This is a genomic window from Reichenbachiella sp. (genome assembly GCF_039969095.1).
Classification (GTDB): Bacteria; Bacteroidota; Bacteroidia; order Cytophagales; family Cyclobacteriaceae; genus Reichenbachiella.
Map to the genome: position 1 here is coordinate 248,233 of NZ_JBDVOL010000013.1, position 24,841 is coordinate 273,073.

Annotated in this window: 20 protein-coding genes; 8 read left to right on the plus strand and 12 right to left on the minus strand. The window is 39.1% G+C overall.

The genetic code is table 11. The annotated features are described in order from the left end of the window. The first annotated feature begins 5 nt into the window (after positions 1-5). The gene (locus ABJH98_RS13580; protein WP_348308236.1) at positions 6-2,552 is read left to right on the plus strand and encodes a TonB-dependent receptor plug domain-containing protein; all 2,547 of its coding nucleotides are present in this window, start codon (positions 6-8) and stop codon (positions 2,550-2,552) included. 114 nt (positions 2,553-2,666) lie between these two features. Further along, positions 2,667-4,472, plus strand: a complete 1,806-nt coding sequence (locus ABJH98_RS13585) for an ATP-binding protein (RefSeq protein WP_348308237.1) — start codon at positions 2,667-2,669, stop codon at positions 4,470-4,472. A gap of 50 nt (positions 4,473-4,522) precedes the next feature. Here ABJH98_RS13585 and ABJH98_RS13590 read toward each other — a convergent pair whose 3' ends face one another. From ABJH98_RS13590 to murI, 9 genes are all read right to left on the minus strand, one after another. Then, positions 4,523-6,412, minus strand: coding sequence for an amidophosphoribosyltransferase (locus ABJH98_RS13590; protein ID WP_348308238.1), 1,890 nt, complete (start codon positions 6,410-6,412; stop codon positions 4,523-4,525). Between the two features lie 8 nt (positions 6,413-6,420). Further along, positions 6,421-7,890, minus strand: coding sequence for an NADH-quinone oxidoreductase subunit N (locus ABJH98_RS13595; RefSeq protein ID WP_348308239.1), 1,470 nt, complete (start codon positions 7,888-7,890; stop codon positions 6,421-6,423). Continuing rightward, positions 7,887-9,518, minus strand: coding sequence for an NADH-quinone oxidoreductase subunit M (locus ABJH98_RS13600; RefSeq protein WP_348308240.1), 1,632 nt, complete (start codon positions 9,516-9,518; stop codon positions 7,887-7,889). The genes ABJH98_RS13595 and ABJH98_RS13600 overlap by 4 nt, the downstream gene beginning before the upstream one ends. 16 nt (positions 9,519-9,534) lie before the next feature. Continuing rightward, positions 9,535-11,490, minus strand: coding sequence for an NADH-quinone oxidoreductase subunit L (locus ABJH98_RS13605; RefSeq protein ID WP_348308241.1), 1,956 nt, complete (start codon positions 11,488-11,490; stop codon positions 9,535-9,537). Further along, positions 11,490-11,792, minus strand: a complete 303-nt coding sequence (gene nuoK, locus ABJH98_RS13610) for an NADH-quinone oxidoreductase subunit NuoK (protein ID WP_348308242.1) — start codon at positions 11,790-11,792, stop codon at positions 11,490-11,492. The genes ABJH98_RS13605 and nuoK overlap by 1 nt, the downstream gene beginning before the upstream one ends. Further along, positions 11,779-12,306, minus strand: a complete 528-nt coding sequence (locus ABJH98_RS13615) for an NADH-quinone oxidoreductase subunit J (protein WP_348308243.1) — start codon at positions 12,304-12,306, stop codon at positions 11,779-11,781. The genes nuoK and ABJH98_RS13615 overlap by 14 nt, the downstream gene beginning before the upstream one ends. Next, positions 12,307-13,437, minus strand: coding sequence for a 4Fe-4S binding protein (locus tag ABJH98_RS13620; protein WP_348308244.1), 1,131 nt, complete (start codon positions 13,435-13,437; stop codon positions 12,307-12,309). It lies immediately after the preceding gene. 13 nt (positions 13,438-13,450) lie between these two features. Continuing rightward, positions 13,451-14,491, minus strand: coding sequence for an NADH-quinone oxidoreductase subunit NuoH (gene nuoH / locus ABJH98_RS13625; RefSeq protein WP_348308245.1), 1,041 nt, complete (start codon positions 14,489-14,491; stop codon positions 13,451-13,453). Between the two features lie 123 nt (positions 14,492-14,614). Next, positions 14,615-15,421: a glutamate racemase gene (gene murI / locus ABJH98_RS13630; protein ID WP_348308246.1), complete on the minus strand. Its 807-nt coding sequence runs from the start codon at positions 15,419-15,421 to the stop codon at positions 14,615-14,617. A 259-nt stretch (positions 15,422-15,680) separates the two neighbouring features. On the opposite strand from murI, the gene ABJH98_RS13635 reads away from it, so the two are divergent. The 4 genes from ABJH98_RS13635 to ABJH98_RS13650 all read left to right on the plus strand — a co-directional run bounded on the left by ABJH98_RS13635 (position 15,681) and on the right by ABJH98_RS13650 (position 18,786). Beyond that, positions 15,681-16,310, plus strand: a complete 630-nt coding sequence (locus ABJH98_RS13635; RefSeq protein WP_348308247.1) for a hypothetical protein — start codon at positions 15,681-15,683, stop codon at positions 16,308-16,310. A 12-nt stretch (positions 16,311-16,322) separates the two neighbouring features. Continuing rightward, entirely contained in the window at positions 16,323-17,078 is a 756-nt protein-coding gene (locus ABJH98_RS13640; RefSeq protein WP_348308248.1) for a hypothetical protein, read from the plus strand. Positions 17,079-17,411: 333 nt separating this feature from the next. Continuing rightward, the gene (locus ABJH98_RS13645) at positions 17,412-17,909 is read left to right on the plus strand and encodes a hypothetical protein (protein WP_348308249.1); all 498 of its coding nucleotides are present in this window, start codon (positions 17,412-17,414) and stop codon (positions 17,907-17,909) included. Then, positions 17,896-18,786: a hypothetical protein gene (locus ABJH98_RS13650; protein WP_348308250.1), complete on the plus strand. Its 891-nt coding sequence runs from the start codon at positions 17,896-17,898 to the stop codon at positions 18,784-18,786. Before ABJH98_RS13645 ends, ABJH98_RS13650 begins: the two co-directional genes overlap by 14 nt. Here the strand turns inward: ABJH98_RS13650 and ABJH98_RS13655 are convergent. From ABJH98_RS13655 to ABJH98_RS13665, 3 genes are read right to left on the minus strand one after another with little or no spacing between them, the layout of a single operon-like run. After that, on the minus strand, positions 18,783-19,949 hold the full coding sequence (locus ABJH98_RS13655; RefSeq protein ID WP_348308251.1) for a glycosyltransferase: 1,167 nt from the start codon (positions 19,947-19,949) through the stop codon (positions 18,783-18,785). The two genes, ABJH98_RS13650 and ABJH98_RS13655, sit on opposite strands and share 4 nt — an antisense overlap. Next, positions 19,933-21,570: a cyclic peptide export ABC transporter gene (locus ABJH98_RS13660; protein ID WP_348308252.1), complete on the minus strand. Its 1,638-nt coding sequence runs from the start codon at positions 21,568-21,570 to the stop codon at positions 19,933-19,935. Before ABJH98_RS13660 ends, ABJH98_RS13655 begins: the two co-directional genes overlap by 17 nt. A 1-nt stretch (position 21,571) precedes the next feature. Further along, positions 21,572-22,261 (minus strand): hypothetical protein, encoded by a 690-nt coding sequence (locus ABJH98_RS13665; RefSeq protein ID WP_348308253.1) that lies wholly within the window; start codon positions 22,259-22,261, stop codon positions 21,572-21,574. Between the two features lie 205 nt (positions 22,262-22,466). Between ABJH98_RS13665 and ABJH98_RS13670 the strand changes: the two genes are divergently transcribed. Further along, the gene (locus ABJH98_RS13670) at positions 22,467-23,450 is read left to right on the plus strand and encodes a glycosyltransferase family protein (protein ID WP_348308254.1); all 984 of its coding nucleotides are present in this window, start codon (positions 22,467-22,469) and stop codon (positions 23,448-23,450) included. Positions 23,451-23,522: 72 nt separating this feature from the next. Beyond that, complete coding sequence (locus tag ABJH98_RS13675) at positions 23,523-24,779, plus strand: glycosyltransferase family 1 protein (protein ID WP_348308255.1); 1,257 nt, start codon at positions 23,523-23,525, stop codon at positions 24,777-24,779. Positions 24,780-24,841 lie beyond the last annotated feature (62 nt).

Below are 24,841 nucleotides of genomic sequence, written 5' to 3' on the forward strand. Positions count from 1 at the left end.
TGAACATGCGGCATTTATTATTCATCACATTTCTAATGTGCATTGGGATGGGTGTGTTAAAAGCACAGCCAATCCTCCCCTTCCTCCAGGCGATCAAACAATATGAAAAGAAGCTGGATGCTAGGTTCTCGTACGACCCAGCTGTAATTGCGTACATTCAAAAGGAATTTGATACAAACAGTAGTTTGTATGAGTTTATAGAAAAGGCTCAAGCTGAGTTGCCTGTGAAAATAACTTCTGTCGGAGAAGATTTTTATACCATCGTATTAACTGAGAGTGCTTATTCAATTAAACTCACCGATTCTCTTGCTTCTACTCAAATCTTACCACCATTTTTCGTTTTAATCAACTCGAACCCAACGGATATTAAACTTGATCAAGAAAAGGCTACTTTTCAATATAAGCCCTCGCTATCAGACACAATAATCGTTTATGCTCCTGGCTATGAAAAAAAGATCTTACCTTTTGAATATCTGCTCAATCAAAACTCACTGGACATTCAACTGATGACTCAAACCTATTTGTTGAATGATGTAATAATTGAGGACTATATCACCAAAGGGATTAATATGGATCCAAGTCAACAAAATATCACTATTGAAGTCAAAGATCTACCCCTTCTACCTGGTGAAACTGATGGAGATATTTTCGCCTCATTGGCTGCCCTACCGGGTATAACTACCCCTGACGGCAGACCTGGAAATTTATTCATTCGAGGCACAGCTCCTGATCAATCTCTCATCTTATTTGACAACATTCCAATGTATCATAGGGGTCATTATTTTGGCACCATTTCGCCATACAATCAAAAAGTAGTCAACGATGTAGAGGTTTATCGTAGCGGATACCACCCAAGAGATGGTGGCCGAGTAGGTGGAGCAGTTTATATCAATACAGAGGATGAAATTGATAATGAGTCTAGATATGGAATCGGTGCGAACACGCTGTACGCGATGGTTTATGCTAAAACCCCATTGAACAAAAAAATTGGATTAGTTGTAGGAGCCAGACACTCGTATCCACCCTCCGTCAGATCCCCTAAGCTCAATGCCATCACTGAATCCATATTTGCTGCTACTGGCATAGCTGATGACGAGGGTAATATTACTTCGGATGTAAATGCCACTTTTCAGGATTACCATGTCAAACTAATTGCTAAACCTAATAGTAAGAATGAAATTTCAATCTCCGGAATTTATAGTAATTCTGATTTGGATTACAATTTAGTCAAGGGTGTCGCAAGTAATAATATGGAAGGAATCAACTTTGAAAACTATGGCATCAATTCTAAATGGCAATATAAGATCAACAATAATTGGTCCGCTTCACTCATAAACACTTTGGGTAGCTACACCTATTCTAGCCATTCTCCTTCTCCAATGGGAGAAATAAAAGCAGATAATACAATTAAAGATTATAATGCCAGGATAGAGTTTTCAAGAATTAATCAACCATCGCATGACTTGCAAGTTGGAATTGATTACAAGAGACAAGTTACTCAATTGAATTACTTCAATACAACCGATAATATCACTAGTGGTGTGACCCAACTGGTCATCCGAGACGACAATTTTAAAGCACACACTTTATCACCTTTTGCCAATTTGCACTGGTATGGCGAAAAACTAAGTTTCCAATTGGGAATAAGAGGAAGTTATTTCAGCCCAAAACAAGCTTTCTACTTATCTCCAAGAGTACAAGCCAATTATTCCGTCAATCATTGGTTGAATATCAAAGCTTCGACTGGTCGCTATCATCAGTTTCTAAGTCAAGTACGAAATCTGCAAATTGGTGTAGGTGGTTTTGATAATGCCTTGTGGCAATTAGCCCAAGAGGATGATGGCCATGTCATAAATGGCATGCAATACATGACAGGCTTTACAATCAATCAAGATCAATGGTTGCTTGACGTAGAAGCCTTTTACAAAACTGCCAATAACATCACGTACTATGAAAGCCTCTTTCTAAATAATACCAGTGACTATTTTACTGCCAACAATGTGCTCTATGGTTTTGATACTTATTTAAAAAGAGCCTTAAACAAAGCCACTACAGCCTGGGTTGGTTATTCTTATGGTGGCTCGAAGATCACGTTAGATACTACAAACCAAACTACTTATAAGTCAAAATATGTTCAACCTCATGTCATTTATGTTGGATCCGCTTTTCAAAAAGACAGATGGAAGCTATCAGGAGTTTGGAAATACGGATCGGGGCTAAATGCACAATCTTTAGAAATTGCCTATGTAGAAGTCATTTATCAGCGAGCTCAAGACAACCTTCCTCCTGACGTCCCAAAACAACCGAATCCATTTGCTGACCAGCCAGAGCGCTACCCAAATGTACATTCTCTAGATTTTTCGGCCTCATACAAAATCCCTAGAACCGATAAAAGAAATTGGTCAGCCACCTTCGGGCTTTCTATTATCAATGTATTTGACACTGAGAATCTAATTGACCGTGCCTTTAGAGGCAACCCTCCTCCTCCCGTATGGATAGATAGAAATGCGCTCGGATTTGCACCTAATTTAATGGTCATGTTTGAGTGGTAACCTGTCATACCAGCTGCTGAATTTCACACTCTACTTACCAAAAGGTATCTAATCATAAATAGGCATCAAATTTGATTATCTTGTACCAACGCAATTATATGGTACATTAAAGCTATGAGGAAGACCCCATTTCTTAGTATTCAATCCATTTTCATTTTATTCATTTTCATTACTTTGGTTCCTAAACCTACAGTATGGGCTAGTAACCTTACTTGGGAGCAAGCACAAAAGCAAAAAGCAGGAATAATCGCCATTCAATACAAATTGAACGACCCTTTTTTAATGACTAATAATGGCGAACTGGAAGGACTTGAATATGAAATGATGGTCGGTTTTCAGCGCTATTTGGCTAACCAATACGGTGTGCACATTCAATACCATTGGATTGAATGGAATACCATGGCTGAGATTTTTGACCAAATTCAAACCAAAGAACATGCAGGGGATATTGGGTTAGATATCATTTCCTGGACTGCGGATCGAGAACGAAATGTTAAATTCTCAGTACCTTATTTCCCAGATTTTCAGGTGTTAGTCACGCACAGATCGAATCCTTCTATTTTTGATGAAAGTGAATTTGAGAATCCTTATAATGAATTTACTGCGATATCTGTACTAGGAACAACTTACGATCAAAACCTGAAATTAATTCGGGAAACCGGAGCACATTTTGATATTCGTTATATAGAACAGAGTACCCAAATAATTGAAGAATTGATCTCATCACCGAAAACATTCGGATATAGCGACCTCACGAGATATTTGCTAGCGCTCAACAAAGACCTGCCAATCAAACGTCTCAATGCTTACGCAAAAAAAGGACACGGACTTGGTGTAATTTTTAATAAAGATTCCGATTGGGACGAACCATTCAATGCGTATTTAAAAAGCGAAGAATTTGCCAAAACAAAAAAGGGAAGTGTTCAAAGGTATTTTGGATCTGAGTTCAATGACTTTATCAAGAACTTTTCTAATCATCAAAATGAAGAAATGGTACTTCTCATGCAGGAAAAGATGTTTATGGATGAGGAAATTGCAAAAAACAAACAAGAAGCCGAGCAACAGGAACTCATAAAAAATGTGTTGCTCATAGCAGTTGCTTTTGTCCTCCTCATTGCCTTTTTCCTTTTCAATAGAAGTAAAATAAAATCGAAAGCCAACAAAACTCTCATGGCTCATCAAAAAACCATCGAACAAAAAAACAGCTTGCTAAGCATTAGAAACGAGGAATTGACTAATCTAAATGATGAAAAGAACAGCTACATTCACATCTTGTCACATGACCTTCGAGCTCCAATAAACAACATCAATAGTATCTCTAAAATTCTTCACGAGGCAGAGCTAAAACCAGAAGAAGTAAAAATGCTGAATCATATTACAAATGAATCCAAAAGATTAAGCGACATGGTGACGAGAATTCTGGACGTCGAAAAAATAGAATCACAAAAAACGGATACTTATCAGGAAGTCAATCTTAGCAATAGTTTGAAAGAGATCACAAACAATTTTTCACAAGCAGCTACTGATAAGCAAATTACTATTCACACTAACTTAGAACCTGATCTCAAGATTACAGGACTAAAGGAGTATATCTTCCATATCTTCGATAATTTGCTGTCCAATGCCATCAAATTCACACCCCTCAATAAAAGCATCTATTTAACTGCTATACAAAAAGAAAATACCGTTCAGGTTCAGCTCCGAGATGAGGGACCTGGTATTTCAGAGGATGATCAACTAAGTATGTTTAAAAAGTTCCAGACTTTATCTGCCAAGCCTACAGCTGGCGAATCTTCTAGCGGAATTGGGTTGTCAATTGTGCTCAAATACGTTCAACTTTTGAATGCAACTTTGGCATGTGAGTCCGAACTAGGTAGCGGCACTACTTTCATTGTTACATTCGATTCTCCACAATCCTAAAGCAAAAAGGCCACTAATGTGGCCTTTCAATTTCATTATAAAAGCTATTTTCAATATGCTCTTACTGTCACCCCTTTCATGAAGTTAACGAATGATTTATTCACTACACGATTGCCCCCTACAGTTGGGAAGTTTCCAGTAAAATACCAATCTCCTTTATGATCTGGACAAGCCTTATGTAGATTGTCTACTGATTGGAAAATGACTTCCAAATCCGCTTTCATGTCTTTAGGCCGAACAATTTCCGTAATCTTCGCCGATACTTCATCTGCTGTGAATGGCTTATACAAATCCAAAACGTGATTCGGCGCATCAGTATTTCCTTCAGACTCCTCACATTTTGCTAAAACCTCTTCTAGCATATAAGTTTTGTCGTTTTCTTCTAGCAGCTCAAGCACTGCTCTGAAAGCAACGAAATCTTTCATTTTACTCATATCAATTCCGTAACAATCAGGAAATCTGATTTGAGGGGCAGAAGATACAATCACGATTTTCTTAGGTTCCAACTTGTCGAGCAAAGTCAAGATACTTTTCTCCAGCGTAGTACCTCTTACGATCGAATCATCTATAATCACCAGATTGTCAATTCCTTTATTCACTACCTCGTAGGTAGTATCATACACATTAGCAACTAATTCATTTCGAGAAGAATCATCCGCTATAAATGTTCGAAGTTTGGCGTCTTTGATTACCATTTTTTCTACTCGAGGCCGAAAAGACAAGATATCTTCAAGGTCACCAGTGTGTGGTTTGCCATCAATAATAATTTCTTTACGCTTGGCCACTAAGTATTCATCCAAACCACTCATAAGACCTAAAAAGGCGGTCTCTGCTGAATTCGGGATGAATGAAAATATGGTATTCTTAAGATCGAAATTGACTGACTGAAGGACTTTTGGCACTAAGAGTTCTCCTAGTTTTTTTCTTTCACGATAAATATCTGGATCAGAACTTCTCGAAAAATAAATTCGTTCAAAACTGCATGATTTCTTTGGCAGCATATCTATAAACTGCTCTTCAGAAAAACTACCGTCCTGATTGATGATCAATGCATGCCCTGGCGTAATTTCTTTAATATCTTCGTATGCACAATTGGTTGCCGTCTTTATGGCCGGTTTTTCCGAAGCCACAATCACCACTTCTTCATCCGCGTAATAGTAAGCGGGGCGGATACCTGCAGGATCACGAGCCACAAATGAAGCGCCGTGACCTACCATGCCAGCCATGGTATATCCCCCGTCAAAATCCTTACATGATTTTTTCAGGATATTGATCATCGAAAGCTCTTCTTCTATCTTTTTTGTGATGTCTTTATTAGATAGTTTGAATTTGTGCTTGTCGAAAATTTCTTGATTTTCTTCATCTAGAAAATGACCAATTTTCTCCATTACCGTTACGGTATCGGTCTTTTCTTTTGGATTCTGGCCCAATGATATCAGAATATCAAAAAGCTCATCCACATTGGTCATGTTGAAGTTTCCAGCTACAACTAGATTTCTAGATCGCCAATTGTTTTGTCTTAAGAATGGATGACAACTTTCAATACTGTTTTTACCGTGGGTTCCATAGCGTAAATGCCCTAACCATACTTCTCCAGTAAATCCGTAATTTTTTTTCAGCCACTGTTCATCCAGGAAATTCTCCTTTCCTCCTTCTTTAAGTGCCTTGTTGAATTTTTTAGCCACCTTATCAAAGATCTTTTGCAATGAATTTGCATCGATGGATCGGTATCGACTGATATATCGATAACCAGGCTCAAGTCCCAGTTTTATATTGGCAATTCCCGCCCCATCTTGTCCTCTATTCTGCATCTTCTTCATCAGAAGTAGCAGCTTATTGGCGCCATAGAGGGGTGTATTGTACTTGTCTATATAGTACTGTAGGGGTTTTCTCAAACGGAGGTGCGCTATCCCGCACTCATGTTTAATAGGGTCGCTCATATCACTTCTTAAAGTGCAAAGTTAAACTGATTTAATACGTTCAGCAATAGGTCGGCTTTAAAGAATAGTAATAAAACTAGGAACACGATGATAGACACTATAATGCCATCTTTTTTTGAGAAATTTATTTCTTTTTTTTCATCACTTGAGTGAATGAATAAATAATATGGGATTTTTAAATAATAAAAAAGGGAAATAGCTGTATTCAACAATCCCAATCCAAACAACCAAATCAAGTATTGGCTTCCATCAAATTGATAATAATCCCACAAAGAAGTAAACATCAAAAGCTTAGCAGTAAACCCGCCGGTAGGCGGAAGACCGGTTAATGAGATCATTAAGATTACTGCCAGAACTCCCATCAATGGAAAATTTCGACCCAATCCTGACAACGATTTGATTTCAGTAAATCCCTGCTGATGAAATATATCTATCAGATAAAAGACACCCAAATTCATAAATCCATACACAATCCCATAAAACAGCATGGACTGTATACCAAAAGCATTTCCCACGATTACTCCTATCACGAGCATCCCAGAGTGTGCTATAGACGAGTAAGCCATCATTCTTTTGGCATTGGTCTGATTGAGAGCAGTAAGATTTCCAACGAACATGCTAACAATTGCTAATCCAGCAAATATCATTTTCCAATCGAAAGACAAAGCATCCAATTGAGCAGAAATGGCAAACTGTGTGAAAAAGATCAAAACTGCTACTTTCGGCACAATAGATATGTATGCAACTATCGGAGTCGGACCTGCTTCGTAAACATCAGGAGACCAAATATGCATAGGAGCGAGAGAAAGTTTAAACCAAATACCCACGAAAAATAGCACCAAAGCCATCGGCAACCAAAGACCCAAATCAGGTTGTTGACCAATGAAAATGCCTATTTGATCAATTTGGAGTGTCCCAGTCAATCCATATATCAAAGACAATCCATACAACATCAATCCACTTGACATCGCTCCAAAAAGCAGGTATTTGATGCCAGCTTCAAAGCCTTTTCGATCAAAATTGAACGTAACGAGTATATAGGAAGTGATAGATATTAGCTCTAAGGATAGATAAACCAACAATAAATTATTGACTTGAATCAGAAGCATGGCGCCAAGCAATATCATCAATAACAAAAAGTGATACTCACCTCGTTTGAGCAACGCTTCCCCTCTAGGGTAAAGTAAAATCACACCAGTTACTAATATAAAAAATGGCGTGGCCAGACCGTTGACAGATGTTACTGATAACAACCCATTAAAATAATTTCCTGGAACCGAGGCGGATGATATGGACAATGAAATCAGTCCTAATAAAAAGAGATTAAAAATGGTCTTGATTTGGCTTCCTTTATCCTTCAGGATTAATTGCATAATGATGAGTACAAAACTGCCAATGACGAGTATCGCCTCTGGCAATAAAATACCAAAATCTCCGAGAATGGTTTGTAGTTGCTGATCTAATGTACTCAAATTCATCGCTCGACAGCATTTATAAGGTCAAGATTTTCTTGTCCTTGTGTATTCACATAATCGACGAAGCCTGTCACAGTTTCATTGGCTAAATCAAGCAGTAGGTTAGGGAATATTCCGAAAAGCAATACCAGAAGGACTAAAGGCACAATCATGATCCATTCCCGAGTATTAAGGTCAGGCAACAACCAACTCTCTTCTCGCACCCAGTATTTCCCAAAAAACATCCTTTGGATAGTCCAGAGGAAATAAGCCGCTCCTAAAACCAACCCGAGTAAACCAAGGATAGGCATAAAAATATCTACAATCGAACCATTGATAGCACCATCGAACGCACCTACAAGCACCAAAAACTCTGCAATAAATCCAGAGAAGCCTGGCAACCCAAGCGCCGCAAAGAAGGAAATCACTACCGCCACACTGAACCAAGGCATTTTGGATGCCAATCCACTGTAGTTGGCAATCATACGATCGCCCGTTCGGTCATACAGCACGCCTGCCATCAAAAAAAGTAGGCCGGAGATAATTCCATGGCTAAACATTTGAAAGAGCGCACCCGCACTGCCTTCCACAGTCAGCGCTGCCATACCCAACATCACAAATCCCATGTGGGAAACCGACGAATAAGCAATTAACCTTTTTAAATCAGCCTGAGCCATGGCTACTAAAGCGGCGTAGACGATAGCGATTACTCCAAAAAGTGCAATCCACCAGCCATAGGCTAGAGCACCATCAGGAAATATCGTATAGCCAATTCGGTAAAAACCGTACCCTCCTATTTTCAATAAAATTCCAGCTAGGACTACAGAAATTGGTGTTGGTGCCTCCACGTGTGCATCGGGTAACCAAGTATGTACAGGAACGGCAGGTAACTTAATAGCAAACCCTATGATCAACAGAATGAACGCCCATGCTCTATAAGTCATTCCAAATAGCAGTCCATCGAAATCCAAAGCCAACAATGAACCAGAGATGAAATTATCTGGATTCATCATTTTCATAATGTCAAAAGTATGAACCGTAGAATCTGGATTTTGAACTACCGACAGGTTGAGTCCAATCATCACCATTAAAATCAACAATGATCCGACTAGCGTATAAATAAAGAATTTGATAGATGCATAAGCTCTCCGTTTGCCCCCCCATATACCTATTAAAAAGTACATCGGCAAAAGCATGAACTCGAAGAAGAGATAAAACAGAAAGAAATCTAAGGCCACAAAACAGCCAATCACACTGGTACTGAGCACCATGTAAAGCAAAAAATAACCTTTAATATTTTGTTTGATATTCCATGAGGAGATCACTCCAATGAACAAAATGATTGCTGACAATAATACTAAAGCCAAACTCAATCCATCTACGCCTATGTAATATTGAACCAATAGACTTCCGAACGAACCTACATTCAATTGAATCCAGTCGATCTGCTGTGCAAATTGAATGCTCTCTGCTCCATAACCAATCACTTGCTGATCAAAAACACAAACCAATACAACGGAAAGAGCCGTTACCACACCCAACGCACCAAGCGATATCCACTTATAGAGATGTGCATGAGATTTAGGAATGACTAGCATGATCACCGCTGCGATCAACGGAATAAAGATCAACCAAGAAAGTAAATGATCCATTGCCATATTTATCCAATCAAAAGTTCAAAAAATAAAAAATTAGAAGCAATCCGAAAACTGCCCAGACCAAATAACCCTGCAAGTTTCCTCCTTGAATTTGGCGAGTTCTGTTGCCACTAAAATTTGCAGTCCATACCACCAGCTTCACACCGCCATCTACGACATTCCTATCGAACCAACCAGTCAAATAAGCAAGTACCACTTGAGTTTTTCCAATCACATTCACTATACGATCTACCACCTGCTGATCCCACCAATAGGTGGCTTTCGCCAAAAGTAAGGAACCTCGAACGATCGTGGTCTTGTAGATATCATCCAAAAAGAAGTTTTTATTGGACAACTGGTACGTCAATGATTTGATACTCAAAACCAAGCCAACAAACATTTTCTTTTCTACATAGAAAAAGGAAAACAACAAACCAGTCAATGAGAGGCCAATAGATAAAATAGGCACAATAGTGAAATGTCCTGCGATTGCTTTTCCACTAAATTGATCTAGTATTGGCAATAACCAGCTGTTATCAGGATTCAATGGATTTACAGAAAAAACAAAGCCAATGGAAAGCAGTGAAAGCACCAAAAGTGGCAGCTTCACAGTACTTGCTTCTTTATATTTTTTACCCTGAGCATCACCATTGAAAAATACTTTAAAATACAGGCGAGCCATATAAGCAGCCGTCATAAATACAGACGAAAATCCAAAAACCATAACAAACATTGGTAGATGATTGGCGGAAGCCAATCCATTCAAAATCATCTCTTTAGAAAGAAAACCTGAAAACAAAGGCAAGCCAGCCAGAGATAACATACAAAATGTGAATGCAATGAAAGTTACGGGTAGCACTTTTCGCATTCCACCCATATTTCGAATGTCTTGAGGGTCAAATTCAGGCTGATCGGCGGACAAACCTTCGTCATGTTGGGTCTCGTGGAAATAGTGGATAATGCTACCAGAACACAAAAACAGACCCGCTTTGAAAAAGGCGTGTGTTGTAAGATGCATGAATGCAGCAATTGGAAAACCAGCACCCACTGCCATAATCATATAGCCCAGCTGGGAAACTGTGGAATAGGCCAAAATCTTCTTGATGTCATTTTGCGCGAATGCTGCAAAGGCTCCCATAAAGGCAGTAATTCCTCCAATCACACCAATTATAGTTAGCACCTCAGGCGCTAACAAAGGAAAGACTCGAACCATCAAATACACGCCAGCCGCTACCATGGTCGCTGCGTGAATCAAGGCCGAAACTGGCGTAGGACCCGTCATGGCATCTGGCAACCAAGTTTGAAGCGGAAACTGAGCCGACTTACCCACTGCAGCAAGAAACAATCCAATGCCCATCAGCACAAGCATTGTTGTAGGCAAACCAGCATTCAATGGGTCGAGCCCAATGAGGGATTGAATGTTTAATGTTTTGAAATAGGCGAACAGGATGAAAATCCCAAGCAAGAAACCGATGTCTCCAATTTTATTCATCAAAAATGCCTTGAAGGACGAAATAGGCGGTGCTTCTTTTTCGAACCAAAAACCGATCAGCAGATAAGAGCTAAATCCGACCAACTCCCAGAACACAAACGTCAACAACAGATTGGAAGCCAACACAATACCATACATAGAAAAGGCAAACAAGCCAAGCAAGGCAAAATATCGAGGCTGCGCCTCATCGTGCTTCATGTACTCCAAGGAGAAGATAGCCACCAACAATGCCACAATAGCTACTACAATCGCCATGATACCGGCGAGTTGATCATAATACAAACCCACCTGAAAACGGTTTGCCCCCACAATCATCCAATCCATTTCGATGCCCGAATCAAAAGGGAAACTGAACCAGGCTAAAACTGAAGCAACCAAGGTCAAAGTTGAAAAGGACACTAGCACAAGGCCAGCCTGTTTTTTCAAAACAAAAAAGGATACTCCAGCACTTAAAAGTGGAGCAAATAAGATGATATATAACCACATATTATTCATCAGCCCTTGAGTTCGTTGAGTTGGTCTAGATCCGACACCCCTTGATGTCTGAATATCTGATAAACAATAGCTAATGCTACGGCCGATTCAGCCACAGCTACCACGATGACAAATAATGTCATCATCTGTCCAGATAGATTGGGGTCATTTTGAGAAAATGCGATCAGATTGATATTAGCTGCATTCAATATCAACTCTATCCCAGCTAGGATCATAATCACACTCCGCTTGATGAGAATGATGACTAGTCCAATGACTAGCAACAAGGAACTGAATATGATGTAATGCTCAATCGGTACCATGTTTCTTTTTTAAATTGTATCCTGCGATGTAGGCTGCTCCCACGAGCGCCATCAGTAATAATACTGCGGTGACTTCTAGTGCGATTAATTCAGTGGTCATCAGATGAACTCCGATTTGTTCGGTTACATTTAAACCACTTTCTACTCCTTTCTCAAAATCAAAAAGCGGAAAGCCTTCTTTCAATGGATATAGTAATACTCCTAAGAGACCTAATCCTAAAAGGCTGCCAATAACTACTCTCCTATTTTGCGTTTCGAGTCGATTGCCATCGATGCGATGTGTGAGCATGATACCAAACATCATCAGAATTAAAATACCACCTATGTAGATCATAATCTGTGTAACCCCCACAAACTCGGCATTGGAAATGATGAATACGCCTGCAATACCCATAAACACCAATACAAGCATAAAAACAGCATGTACTACATTTCGAGAAAAGAGTATCCCCAAGGCTGAGAACACGGAGAATCCGGCCAGAATATAAAACGCTATGCTATTCAATCCTTCCACTTAATCTTTCTTTTTGGGTTTACCAGCCGTAGGTTCATCAGAGGCAAGTTTATCTGCCGAACCTTTTGGGGAGGTAGGTTTGATTTTAGGTCTGAAAACCGGCTTCTTAGCTTTCGGTTTTTCACTTTTAACTTCCGATTGATCTTCAGTCAGATCCTCTTTCTTTTTTACTACAGGTTTTATTTTTGGCTTAAACACAGGCCTGCTCGCCGAAGAGGCAGGTTTAGCAGCCTTTGGTTTATCATCGCTAGCCTCTTCTGCCTTCTTAACTACTGGTTTCACTTTCGGTTTGAATACTGGTTTTGCAGCTTTTGGTTTGTCCTCGGCACCAGCCGTATCTGTAGGTTTTATAACAGGTTTCACCTTTGGCTTGAATGCTGGCCGTGCTGGCTTGGCTTCTCCAGTAGCAGCGCCTGCCTCCGATTTTTCTGTTGAAGGCTTAGGAACAGCCGATTTACCCATTTTCACCTTTGGTTTAAAACCACCCTTGCCAGCCGTAGCTTTAGCGGAAGCAGGCTTTTGTACCTCCTCAGAAGTTGCACTTTCAGCTTTGGCTGCAGCGGCTACCGCTTTGGCTTTTTCTTTCTCAGCTTGATGGGCTTCAAATTCTGCCTGCTTCTCAGCTACCAATTCAGGACTCATATCACCAAATTCGAAATTGTGCTCTTTCAAATCAAAGACACTGAAATCGTAGTCTTTGGTCATGGTGAGACACTCTGTAGGACAAACCACCGTACAGAGGCCACAAAAGCAACATTTCGACATGTCAATGTCAAACTTGGCTGCATAGATTCTTTTGGACGTCCCATCAGAGGTTTTTCCAATTTCTTCTACGGCTCGAACGGGCTCTATATCAATACAATTGACTGGACAAACTTTAGCACATTTATCGCAAACAATACAGTCGTCGATTTCATTGTGCAATTGGTAACGGCCCGTATCGGGCACAGGCAATTCCTCAAATGGATATTGCAAAGTCACAATTCCATCTTTTTGCTCAAAATAGGTTTTATCCTCCACACCTACTGGCTTACGAGAATTCCTTGCTTGCCAGAAGTGGCGCATGGTGATCTTCAACCCGTAGAGGAGCGAAGAAGAAGTTTGGATGATATTTTTAAAATATTGTTTCAAATCTTTCAGTCAGTTAGCCTATCCACAATTTCCAAATGCCACATATAAAAACCATTAACAGAGCTATCGGTGTCAAGTATTTCCAACTCAGAGCCATCATTTGATCCACTCTCACCCTTGGGAATGTCCAGCGAACCCACATCTGTATAAAAACTAGAACCATGGCTTTACCTATCAACCAAAAAATCCCAATCGCATCTGCCAATATGGTTCCGTGCGTTCCAGTTGTCCAATCCGCCAATTTCATTGGCCCCAAGTTTGGCAAAGCAGTATTCCAACTACCAAAAAAAAGGATCACGGCCACTAATGAGACCAAAAGCATCATGCCATATTCACCAAGCATAATGATCGCCCATCTAAACCCTGAGTATTCAGTATGGAATCCTCCGATGAGTTCAGACTCAGATTCTGGCAAATCAAAAGGGGTGCGATTGGATTCTGCCAAAGAAGCTATGAAATAAATGATGAATACCATCCAGAGCATCGGATACCGCATCACATTCCATGAGAGAAAACCACCATAAGCATTTTCAGTATTCAGAAGGCCCTGCTGAATCGACATCTCTTGTAGATTCAACGTTTGGGTGACCATGACTACACAAAGAATAGAAAGTCCAAGAGGAATTTCATAGGACACGATTTGTGCCACGGCACGCAAAGAACCAAAAAGTGAAAACTTACTATTGGATCCCCACCCTGCCATGAGAATCCCAATCACATCTAGAGAAATCACGGCCATCAAAAAGAAGACGCCTGTTTCTACTTGCGAACCGACAATGTCAGAAGTCAAAGGCAAGACCGCAAAACCAGCAAAAATCGAAGTGAAAATGACTACAGGCGCCATTATAAATAGCACCTTATCAGCAGATTTAGTAATGATGTCTTCCTTCTGAAGCATTTTCAGCGTATCAGCGAAAGTTTGAAGAATACCATACTTACCCACTACCATAGGCCCCAACCTGTCTTGCATAAAAGCAGATACTTTGCGCTCAGCATAGACAGCCAAAAGCACAAACACTAACATAAAAGGGAGATAGAATAAGAATGCTATCATCAGTAATTAAATAAAAAGTAAGTTAAGAATTCTCAGAGGAATTTCCAGACGATTAGCCAGTCTGATAGGCAGAAAAGAATGATCCGATTTTTAAGATCAAATTAGCAACAACAACAGCAACAATTACTCCCAGAGAGGGTACTTCTCAAGGTGAATTTCCTTGTTGAAGAAAAGGCGTGCTGCTTTTTCAAAAGCTGGGGTGTAGTCTGATACGAGAAATTGATCATTACCTTCTGTTTTGTCGCTTAGTAAATTCAGGGCCTTTAATTGCTGTTTTAAGCTTCGTGCTACAATATTAGCAGAATCAACCAACTCTACCTCGTTTTTATAAAATTCTTTTATGTCTTCTTTGATGATTGGATAATGTGTGCATCCTAAGATCAAAGCGTCTATTTCGGCCAACGAAGGGTCACTTAAATAAGTGGCGATAATCTCATGACTGATCGAATCATGGATAAAACCTTCTTCAATCATAGGTACCAACAAAGGTGTAGCCAAAGCGCTCAACTCAACATCTACCTTTTCGTTTTTGATTTTAGTTTCAAAGACTTTTGAATTAACCGTCTGAAGCGTCCCAATCAAACCCACCTTTTTTCTAGACGCACCTTCCTTCAGGTGCTCGATCACAGGATCGATCACATTGATTACGTGGGCTTTACTTCCTACGTAAGCTTTGATCAGATCGAAAGCTGCAGCTGAAGCCGAATTGCAAGCAATCAAAATTACTTTGCATCCGCGCTGGAGTAAAATGTCTGTGATTTTGATTGAATAGGCTTGAATAGTAGCAGCTGACTTATCCCCATACGGCAAATGTGCACTGTCGCCGAAGTAAATCATATCTTCTTCTGGCAACAGTTTTTTAACTGCTTGAGCTACCGTAAGTCCCCCGACTCCGCTATCAAAAATTCCGATGGGTGCGTTTTTATTCAATTTCTTCGATATTGAAGTGCAAATATGTATGATAAAATCATAGAAGCAAACAAGATTGAACGTAACCCTCTTCTAATAATTGATAGTGAAATATCAATATTCTAATCATATAGATAGGCGAATGTTAACGTATAATTCCGTAAAGAATAAGTTTATGTTAACTCACCAAAAACCACTCTGAATCCTAGTTTCTATCATCTACATTGCAATTGCGTATTACCAATCCAACCTAACCAAGTCACTTTTTATCATTTTTAGAATGAAATGGACCCGGGTATTCGAAACCTTCTACAATTTCTCTTTTCACAAGGAGTCTTATTTTGTACGGGAGGCCTATTTAAAATCACAAAGTGAGAAAAAACCTGTGGATGCAAATGGCAATCCTATTCCCTGGATGAATTACGCCATTCTTGATTTTTTCTCTGAAAGACTCAATGCCGACCTGTCTTTATTTGAGTATGGATCAGGATTTTCAACGCAATATTTTGCTAGCAAGCTCAAGACAGTCAAGTCAATTGAATATGACCAGATATGGTACCAAAAGGTAAGAAAAGAAATTGCTCATTTGGAAAATGCTGAGGTTAAATACTATGAGCTTGATCGAAATTATGCAAATGCCATTCTGACTGAAGGTGAAGAGATACTTTATCAATTGATTCTAATTGATGGTCGTCATAGGGTGGCTTGCGCGAAAAATGCTTGTGCTCAGCTTACATCCGACGGCGTTCTGATATTAGACGATAGTGATAGAAAGGGTTACAAAGAAGTGTTCGAATATTATAAAAAGCAGGATTTTAGACATCTCACTTTTTCTGGCATTAAGCCAACAAGCTTCAGAAAACACAGCACAACAATTTTTTATCGACCAAACAATTGTTTGGATATATAAAATGTAAATCTTTTGGGGTCTAATCAAAATAAAGCCAGCAAACAATGGATTCCATACATCTGGCCATGGACTAATCCGCAAGGCACTGGTTATCATTCCGTTCGACAATGGGTTCTTAGTAGAAAATTTAGTCTACTTTATCTTTTAATCGTTTGGTACATTCTAGCCACATTAGGATTTGCCCCTCGTAGAAATTGCGACGAAGGCACCTGGCAAATGATGTTGCAATGCGAGTGGATGATGTGGATGGGGCAGTTTAAAACCGATTTTTGGCACTTTATGGCCACTGGCTTGACTACTGCATGGTTTCATAATGATTTCGTCCACATTCTTTTTGTTACCCTATTTGGCTTCATGTTTCCAGTGCAATCCTTTGAATCCCAGCATGGAACCAAGGCTACGATGTTCATTTATTTTTTCACCTACCTTTTGATTGGACTGTTTTTCGGTGGACTGTTCAATATTTTGCAAATCTTCTGGCCAGATACTCATTTTGTTTCTTATGGATTTGCCAGAGCTTGGATGGGGGGATCAGTAGGAATTTTCGCTTTAATAGGAGGCCTCTCCTACTTTAGCCCTAAAAAATGGTTCTTGTTTAGTTTGGTTTTTGTATTTGAGGTATTCAACCACTTTGTCCTGGGTAACAACATCCACATTTCATTTATTCATGTCATGTCAACCGGATTTGGATGGTTACAATGCTGGATTTGGAATAGATTCATTCTTATGAATCAAGAGTCAATAGCGCCTATCAGTTCGAGTAACTGATCTCTACTTTCTTGTTGTTCTTCCTTGGATTGATTGGGTTGAGGGTCTTCGGCTTCTGAACAGCTCAGAACCGCAACCATCACAAAGCCTAACAATAGTACTAACCAACTAATTCTTTCCGTCTTTTTTAAGTGCTTGAAAAACATCTTGAATACATTTTAAAACTATTGTTAAAAGTACATTTTAGATATCTCCTGTTTTTTAAGCCATTATTAAGCCTTAGTTATAATTTTTACTGTAGATCAAGACTGTGTTATGTTTTAGTAAAGTCAAGCCATTCAGAGCTTATTCTAATCCCTCACTAAATATATTTGGCTATGAATAAAAAGACTCATGTTTAGAAAACAGGCAAGAAGAATTTTACTTCTCTTGTTTATAGTTAATGGTTTTCTGGTAGCCACCCATAAAGGTGAGTTTTGGCCATTTAGCATCTATCCTATGTTCTCCAAGGCTGGTCAGCCGTGGACACGTGCACTCATTCGAGATGTAAGCGATATGCCAGACTCTCTAATCTGGAAGATCACCAATTACCCTGACCTTCCTGGAAATCCTGCCACTACTACTTCTTTAGAAATAGACAATATTGACTATTCCAACTTCGTGTGTAAAACAAAAGACTGGAACAACGATCGGGTAGCTGCACTCAGATTTATGATAGGAGAAGAGCATCTTAAAAATCGAAGGTTACTGGCGGTCAAAGTCTCTGGTCGATTGACTGATGATTCCAATGTGGAGACATCAGCACTACCATTTATACTATTCGATCAAAAAGGCAATCATTTTAATCCATCTCTGGATACTTCCATTTACTTCCAAAATGAAAATCACTGATCAAGTAATTGTTAATTTGTTTGGATCCGGTACCCAACTAACTACTGGTCAAAAGATTTACTTCAAAATATTCGAAGCATATGTAATTTTCAATTCAATAGATCTCGCATGGTCGTGGGCATTTTATACCTTAAAAATCAAGGAAGTTGTTCTCCCATTAGGCATCGCCACGCATATTAATATTGGTTTTATGCATGGCAATGAGCTTCCTTTATGGTTCGCTGGAACTTTAACCTTGCTCAGCATTTTGGCCTTTGTTAGAATTGGCCCTAAGTGGCTATACTTGGCCTGCTTTGGACTGCTACATTTACTTTTTTGCGCTAGATATTGTCTGGGAGAAATCCCACATAGTGCAAATTTTATAGGATTGAGTCTATTGGCTTTGGGTCTGGGTGTTTATCTATATGATGAAAATAGATATCGCCAAGGTGTTACTATGGGTCTGGTCTATTTTTTCGTTGGGTTTGGATACACTACTGCTTCATTTTCAAAGCTTATTGCTACTGGAATTCAATGGACGGATGGTCGTCATTTGTGGCTTTGGATGAGTGAGAAAAGCGTAGACCACTTATCTAAATATGGTATGGCAGAATACAATTTTCTTCAAGAATTGGCCTTTTTAAGTGTACCCATTGCTACAATCATTTTGATTATTGGAATCACAACTGAATTTTTCGGATTTCTATTGTGGTTCAAACGTACCAGGCCGTTTATTACATTGGCTATTATTGGGATGCATATTGGAATTTTCCTAACTATGAATATTTGGTTTGGTAAATTTATGTCTGAGCTCATTCTAATCGGCTTCCCATGGGGAATTTGGATGGATAAGTTAAAAATTGGCCAACTAATCAAATGGCGATTTTTAGAAACCTAAACGTTTTGGTAGCTACTCAATTGACGATCAAAACAGTTTTTCCAACTTAAATTTTCGGCATACTTTCTGGCTTTTTCTTTCCATTCAGACTTATTCTTCAATTCTGAAAACGCCACTATTTTCTCACACAATTCTTCCGCCGTTAACTCATCAAGAACCAACCCCGCCTCGGATTTTTCTATGTGCTCTTTGGCAGCACCATCATTAGCGGCAATTAGCGGTAGACCAGCGCTCAAGGACTCTACTAAGGATAGCCCAAAAGTCTCCCAGCTACTCAAAGCAAAACCTAAATCTGCACTTGCATAATATGCGGCCATATCATTTATCTCTTTCACAAAGCCGAGATAATGAATATGAGTATGTGTATTTGCAGCAGATTTGACCAAACCAAGATCCGGACCCGTCCCTGCCAACAACAAGGTAGGCTCATGACTGAGTCGTTTGCAAAGCAGCGGATAAGCAACTAGCAATAGCCTCAAGCCCTTCTCGCGACAGAATCTATGAGGAAAAAACATAATTAGTCGGTCAGGTTCGCCAACTTTGAGTTTAGCAACCATTTTTTCGTCTCGCTTGGATAGATGAAAAGCATCCTTATCTACACCCAAAGGTACAAATTGGATGTTGGTCATCCCATTGTCTTTCATTCGGTCAATAATTATTTGACTTGAAGCAATTACTCCATCCATTGAATTGTAATGTTTTCTGGCAAATCTCCAAGCGATTGATTCTCCTTTTTGAGCCATATTGAATGGCATTTTATTCAAAAATCTCCTTACATAGGTGACAGGAAAATCAGCATGCCAAAACCCAAAAACCTTAGATTTTAGCTGATGTTTCTTCACAATTGAATTTACAATTCGAGGCATGAAGTAAGGCGAACCAACTTCAATCACATCGGGGTTTAGTTTGAGCAGCAGAGGCTCCAAGACTGATTGTCGAACGAGGTAGCGATATTCCCATTGCCCCAATACTTTAGGTACTTTCAGGTGTTCTATGAAAATATTATCGCCTATTTTTTCTGTGTATGTTTTTGCATCATGCATCACAAACACATACTTGATGTCATTCCTTTTTTTGTAGTAGTTTATTTTTTCCAAATGATAGCGACGAACCCCTCCACCACTTGGACTCCAAAAATTATTACAATCAACTAGACAAAACATCTTTAGGATAATTGATTTCAACAAGCTCACCTTCTTCCATTTTCACCACTCGGTCTGCGTATGAAAAGTATTTTTCATCGTGTGAAATAGCCACTATAGTTTTTCCGAGATCTTTAAGCTGTGGTAATAATTTCGCATAGAATATTTCCTTGAAATAGGGATCTTGATTGGCAGCCCACTCGTCGAAAATGTAAATCTCTTTATCTTCCAAAATAGAGACCATCATGGCTAATCTCTTTCGCTGACCGTACGACAATCTGGTCGTTGAAATTTTCTTGTCCCTAATTTGCACCTTGTGACCAATTTCTAATTGCTCAAGCAATGCCTCTGCATGAATGTCTATCATCCTATTTTCGATATGGTGCAGATCATCAAACAAATGATAGTCCGTGAAAACCCCTGCAAAATGTTTCCTATAATGATCGAGACTATGCTGATCAATTTTCTGATTTTTAAACCAAAGTTCTCCACTTGTTGCTTGATACAGTCCTGTCAGCGTTTTAATGAAGGTCGTTTTACCACTACCATTCCCGCCTACCACATAAATAATCTCTCCTTTCATTACTGCCATGTTGAGCGGGCCAATAGAAAAATTTTCATCCTGACCGTAATTGAAATGCACATTGGAAAGTGAAAAAATGGGATCTAGATCAGAACTCCAATTTGGCGCGACTTTATCAGCTTGTTGATCCTCTAGTTCGGATGCTAATGAAATTCCGATTTGTTCAATTTTGTTGAGGGAAACTTGAGTTCGCTTGAGATGCTTGAGGAAGCCACTCACTGTGGCAAGTGGAGCCACTGTAAAAAGTAGTACGAGTAAATAATTACCAAAAGACTCCTTAGTAATTAAATCATTCCCATCAATCAAAAATATGAGAATCCCAACTCCAAAAAATAACACTACCTCGATCACTCTTGCAGACACAGCATATAAGGTCTCTTCTTTTACACGGAATGCTCTTTCGTTAAGGCAGCTTGGTTCAATGTTTTTACGAATGAAATTTTCGCGATGGTCTTGATTCAGTTTCAATTCCTTCATTCCAAGAACCACTCCTTCAAAATTTTTGTGAATCTTATCCCATTCTTCTCTAGCCTGTTCGCTGTATTTTTTCAGATATGGTAGAGCCACATAATTGACAACAAAACCAAATGCAAAAATGACAGTACACCCTAAAGTCAAAACCCACGATAAATAGAATAGATAAATCAAACACCCAATGGCCGTCGCCAAACCAGTCACGACTGGGGGCAACCGATTCATACTTGCGGATACTAAGTTGATATCTGCTGTGAGAACAGGAAGAACAAGATCGAGTTTTCTTTCAATTTTTTGAAATGAGGCGTTTAAAATCTTTTTGGATAATTCTACTCTTAACTTGAATACCATAGACTGGGTAAGTACCGAAATAAAGTAAGAGGATAGCACGCCAAACACACCGAAACAAAAGACGGAAATCGCAAATTGTGTGAAAAAGTTTTGACCTTCTACCAATCCAAATTTGATATACTGATGGATGAGCTTGATGACATACGTAGAACAAACTCCAGAGAGCACGCTAACGAATATTGCCAAAATGAAAACTCTGGGAGAAGCCTTTTTAAGTAGGATTAAAAATTTCATATCAGTGATTCAATTTTTCATACCTGACCATCTTACCATCTACATCCAGCACATAGATCTCTTCCAAGCCAAACTGTCCTGAATTAGCCATGAGCCTACCTAGTCTGATGTTTTTTTTGGATTTAGCTTTATTTGTCATTTTCATTTGCTTGTAAGTCATTGTTGCTGGCTTGTATTTTTCATTGGGTATGGCTTGGTTGAATTCCGGATTCCTTCTGTGAACTAGAAGTGCTCCACTCGCTTTCGCTCTAGCCATAAGATCATCATCTTGATATCCCATGGGCAAAAAAGATTCGTTGTATCCACCCAAAAATTTGAATAAATCTCTGGTAATGGATATTCTACCAAATGAACCGTCTTCTTTAATTTTTGAAAATTGCCACAACACAATATTTTGCTCTGCTTGTCGAAACTGCTCCAAAACAAAAGCACCACCGCGGAGACCCGTGTAATTGTCACAATCAAGATTCACAAGAACTGCACCTGTAGCTACTTTGTGGCTTGTGTTTTTAGCTATGGAAGCATTCCATTCTTCCAAACCTGGACAATGAAAATATTTTAAGTATCCATCGCTTAGATATTCACCAAACTCTTTGATTATCCAGTTTTTGACCTGATTGCCTTCGTCAAAATCCATCAGAATAAACTCAATGGATTTTCGGTCTATTAAATTATCGTTAAGATTTTTCAAGAGTGTCATTTTCAAAGAATCCCACCTATTTTTATGTGTCAAACAGAACGACAACTTACAACTAAGTGAGGGGTCATGAATTAACTGAGATTTGGGCAAAACACTGCTCCTATTAAATGAAAACACGCTTTTTAAAAATGAATTTTAACTTTATTTCAATGATCATTAAGGCTAATAACACCCCTGATCCAACCGAATTTAGGAGATGCCTCTGAGAATCGCATATTACGTTCATGGACGAGGGCGGGGACATTCAACTAGAGCACACTATCTTCTCAAAAAGCTAATATTAAGGAAATATAAGCTTAAGGTTTATGTTGGGCGTGATGCACTTCCAGTACTTGAAGAAAATTATGAAGTAGAGCAAATCGATTCCATTTTTCCCGAGTCATCTGTGATTGATTTTATTAAAAGATTAATTGAAGATTACAGGCAGCTGCGAAAATTTCGACCCGATGTACTGATTTCAGATGGTGACGCTCCGAGCACATGGGTTGCGAAGTTGCTGGGCATTCCCATTCTGTCCATTGGTCACGGACTTGTATTTCCTTATTGTAAGCATCCGGTCCAATTACCTAAAAGTGAGCTATTAAGAGAAAATTTCAAAGTTCGTATAGCCAGTCAATGGGCCAGTCATAAGTTCATCATACATTTTTGCGAACTTCCAACCAAGGATAACAAATCCATATTGGTCAAGCCAGATTTGAGTTTTGATGAATTTGAAAACGATAGAGGCGACTATCTGATTTCTTACTTTAGAGATGGAAATGGTCATTCCGTATTAGAAGCCTTAACAGCCAATGGAATGAAAATAAAAAATTTCGGCCATCCAGTTAACATTAATGGAATCCAAAACTACCCTTCAGATAATATGAAGTTTAAGCAAATGTTATCAGGAGCCAATGGTGTAGTCAGCTCAGCTGGTTCCAATATCATCTTCGAATCTCTGGCACTTCAGAAACCTTTGTTGCTGTTGTACAAACCTGATGACTTTGAACAAAAGGCTAATGCGATGTATATGGAGCATTTAGGATATGGATTGAGTAGTTCTTTTGACACAGTTCAACCGGAGTTAATTCATGAATTTATTCTTAGTCTTGAAACTCAGACAGACAACCACCCCTCTTTCAATGTTATGCCATCGTTGTCTGATGCTGTGCTCGATTATTTGAAGTTAAATTTCCATTAAAAAAAGCTTGCCTTTTTAATAACCCTATTTTTTTAGAGTTGGCTTCTTGTTGGTCGATTTTTACGAAACAGCATGAATTTCGCCATGAGGAAAATAGCCATTTTTGCAGATATACTTGAGGAAAACTTTGATGGAGTGAGTGTGACCCTTCATAAAATCTTGCATGCTATTCCCAAGGATCAATTTGAAGTTCTAGTTATTACCTCCCATCCACCAAAGGACCTCCAGTCCATCCCTCATAAAATTCATTTGTGTCCCTACTTGAAGGTACCCGCACAAAAAGGGTATCGTTTAGGCTTGCCTTATAACAAAAAACTGAAAAATGTCTTAGATCAATTCTCCCCTGACCTTATTCATTTCACTTCTCCTTCCTTGTTCGGAAGATTCGCCATTAAATATGGGCAGAAAAACCACCTTCCAGTAGTCAATATTTATCACACGCACTATCCATTATATTTAAAATATTACGTTGGGCGAGCAGGCGATTTTCTAATAGGCAGAATAGCCAAGTATTTATTCATGTGGTACTATAGAAATTCAGACTTAACTCTAGTCCCAACCCGAACAGTCAAAAAAGACTTGCTAAAATTAGGCATATCAGCAAGTAAGCTTAAAGTTTGGGGTCGATCATTAAATGTCAAAAACTTCAATCCGACATTCCGCGACGAGACACTTTTTGATGTAGTCATTCCAGAAGGAAACAAAAAAGTGCTTTTTGTAAGTCGACTTATCAAAGAAAAGGAAATGAAGACAATCTTTAAAGTCTACAAAAAACTTCGAAAAGCTGACAAAACAATCACCATGATTATTACAGGTGATGGTCCCAAACGAGATTGGCTTGAAAACAAAATGCCTAAGGCCGTATTTACAGGCAAAAAGGTAGGTATAGATTTAGCAAAAATATATGCTTCTTGTGACCTCTTTTTCTTTCCTTCTGAATCCGAAACATTTGGCAACGTAGTCATCGAAGCCATGGCTTCTGGACTTCCCGTGGTGGCAGCAGATGCTGGTGGTCCTTCAGAAATTGTCAAAAACAATAAGACCGGTTTCTTAGTCAAGCCAAGGAAAGCCAAGAAATTTGCCAATAGAATAGTAGAGATTCTTTCTAACCATGAAATGCACAAGCAAATGAGTCAAGAAGCTCTAAATTTTGTGCAAACCAGAACAATAGAAAGTCTGCATGATCAGTTATGGGAAATTTATAACCAAACGATTAATAAACACCAGCTTCAGCAGGCCAACGCATCAACCAATGAGTTGGCCATAAACTTGAATTGTGCCTCAAACCACGCATCAGATATCTCATCATCAGCTGCTATTCTGGAGTAGAATTTAAATAAAGTATTTCCCGATTCAGGTATCAATACCTGGAAAGGTATCTTTTTTAGACC

What these genes read in the sequence shown, in the direction of transcription:
- nuoK (WP_348308242.1), bottom strand. Translation starts at nt 11,792, where the DNA reads ATGGTACCGATTGAGCATTACATCATATTCAGTTCCTTGTTGCTAGTC.
- nuoH (WP_348308245.1), bottom strand. Translation starts at nt 14,491, where the DNA reads ATGATAGCATTCTTATTCTATCTCCCTTTTATGTTAGTGTTTGTGCTT.
- ABJH98_RS13580 (WP_348308236.1), top strand. Translation starts at nt 6, where the DNA reads ATGCGGCATTTATTATTCATCACATTTCTAATGTGCATTGGGATGGGT.
- ABJH98_RS13655 (WP_348308251.1), bottom strand. Translation starts at nt 19,949, where the DNA reads ATGTTTTGTCTAGTTGATTGTAATAATTTTTGGAGTCCAAGTGGTGGA.
- ABJH98_RS13600 (WP_348308240.1), bottom strand. Translation starts at nt 9,518, where the DNA reads ATGGATCATTTACTTTCTTGGTTGATCTTTATTCCGTTGATCGCAGCG.
- ABJH98_RS13660 (WP_348308252.1), bottom strand. Translation starts at nt 21,570, where the DNA reads ATGAAATTTTTAATCCTACTTAAAAAGGCTTCTCCCAGAGTTTTCATT.
- ABJH98_RS13635 (WP_348308247.1), top strand. Translation starts at nt 15,681, where the DNA reads ATGAAATGGACCCGGGTATTCGAAACCTTCTACAATTTCTCTTTTCAC.
- ABJH98_RS13595 (WP_348308239.1), bottom strand. Translation starts at nt 7,890, where the DNA reads ATGAATTTGAGTACATTAGATCAGCAACTACAAACCATTCTCGGAGAT.
- ABJH98_RS13605 (WP_348308241.1), bottom strand. Translation starts at nt 11,490, where the DNA reads ATGAATAATATGTGGTTATATATCATCTTATTTGCTCCACTTTTAAGT.
- ABJH98_RS13650 (WP_348308250.1), top strand. Translation starts at nt 17,896, where the DNA reads ATGAAAATCACTGATCAAGTAATTGTTAATTTGTTTGGATCCGGTACC.
- ABJH98_RS13675 (WP_348308255.1), top strand. Translation starts at nt 23,523, where the DNA reads ATGAATTTCGCCATGAGGAAAATAGCCATTTTTGCAGATATACTTGAG.
- ABJH98_RS13585 (WP_348308237.1), top strand. Translation starts at nt 2,667, where the DNA reads ATGAGGAAGACCCCATTTCTTAGTATTCAATCCATTTTCATTTTATTC.
- ABJH98_RS13670 (WP_348308254.1), top strand. Translation starts at nt 22,467, where the DNA reads ATGCCTCTGAGAATCGCATATTACGTTCATGGACGAGGGCGGGGACAT.
- ABJH98_RS13590 (WP_348308238.1), bottom strand. Translation starts at nt 6,412, where the DNA reads ATGAGCGACCCTATTAAACATGAGTGCGGGATAGCGCACCTCCGTTTG.
- ABJH98_RS13645 (WP_348308249.1), top strand. Translation starts at nt 17,412, where the DNA reads ATGTTTAGAAAACAGGCAAGAAGAATTTTACTTCTCTTGTTTATAGTT.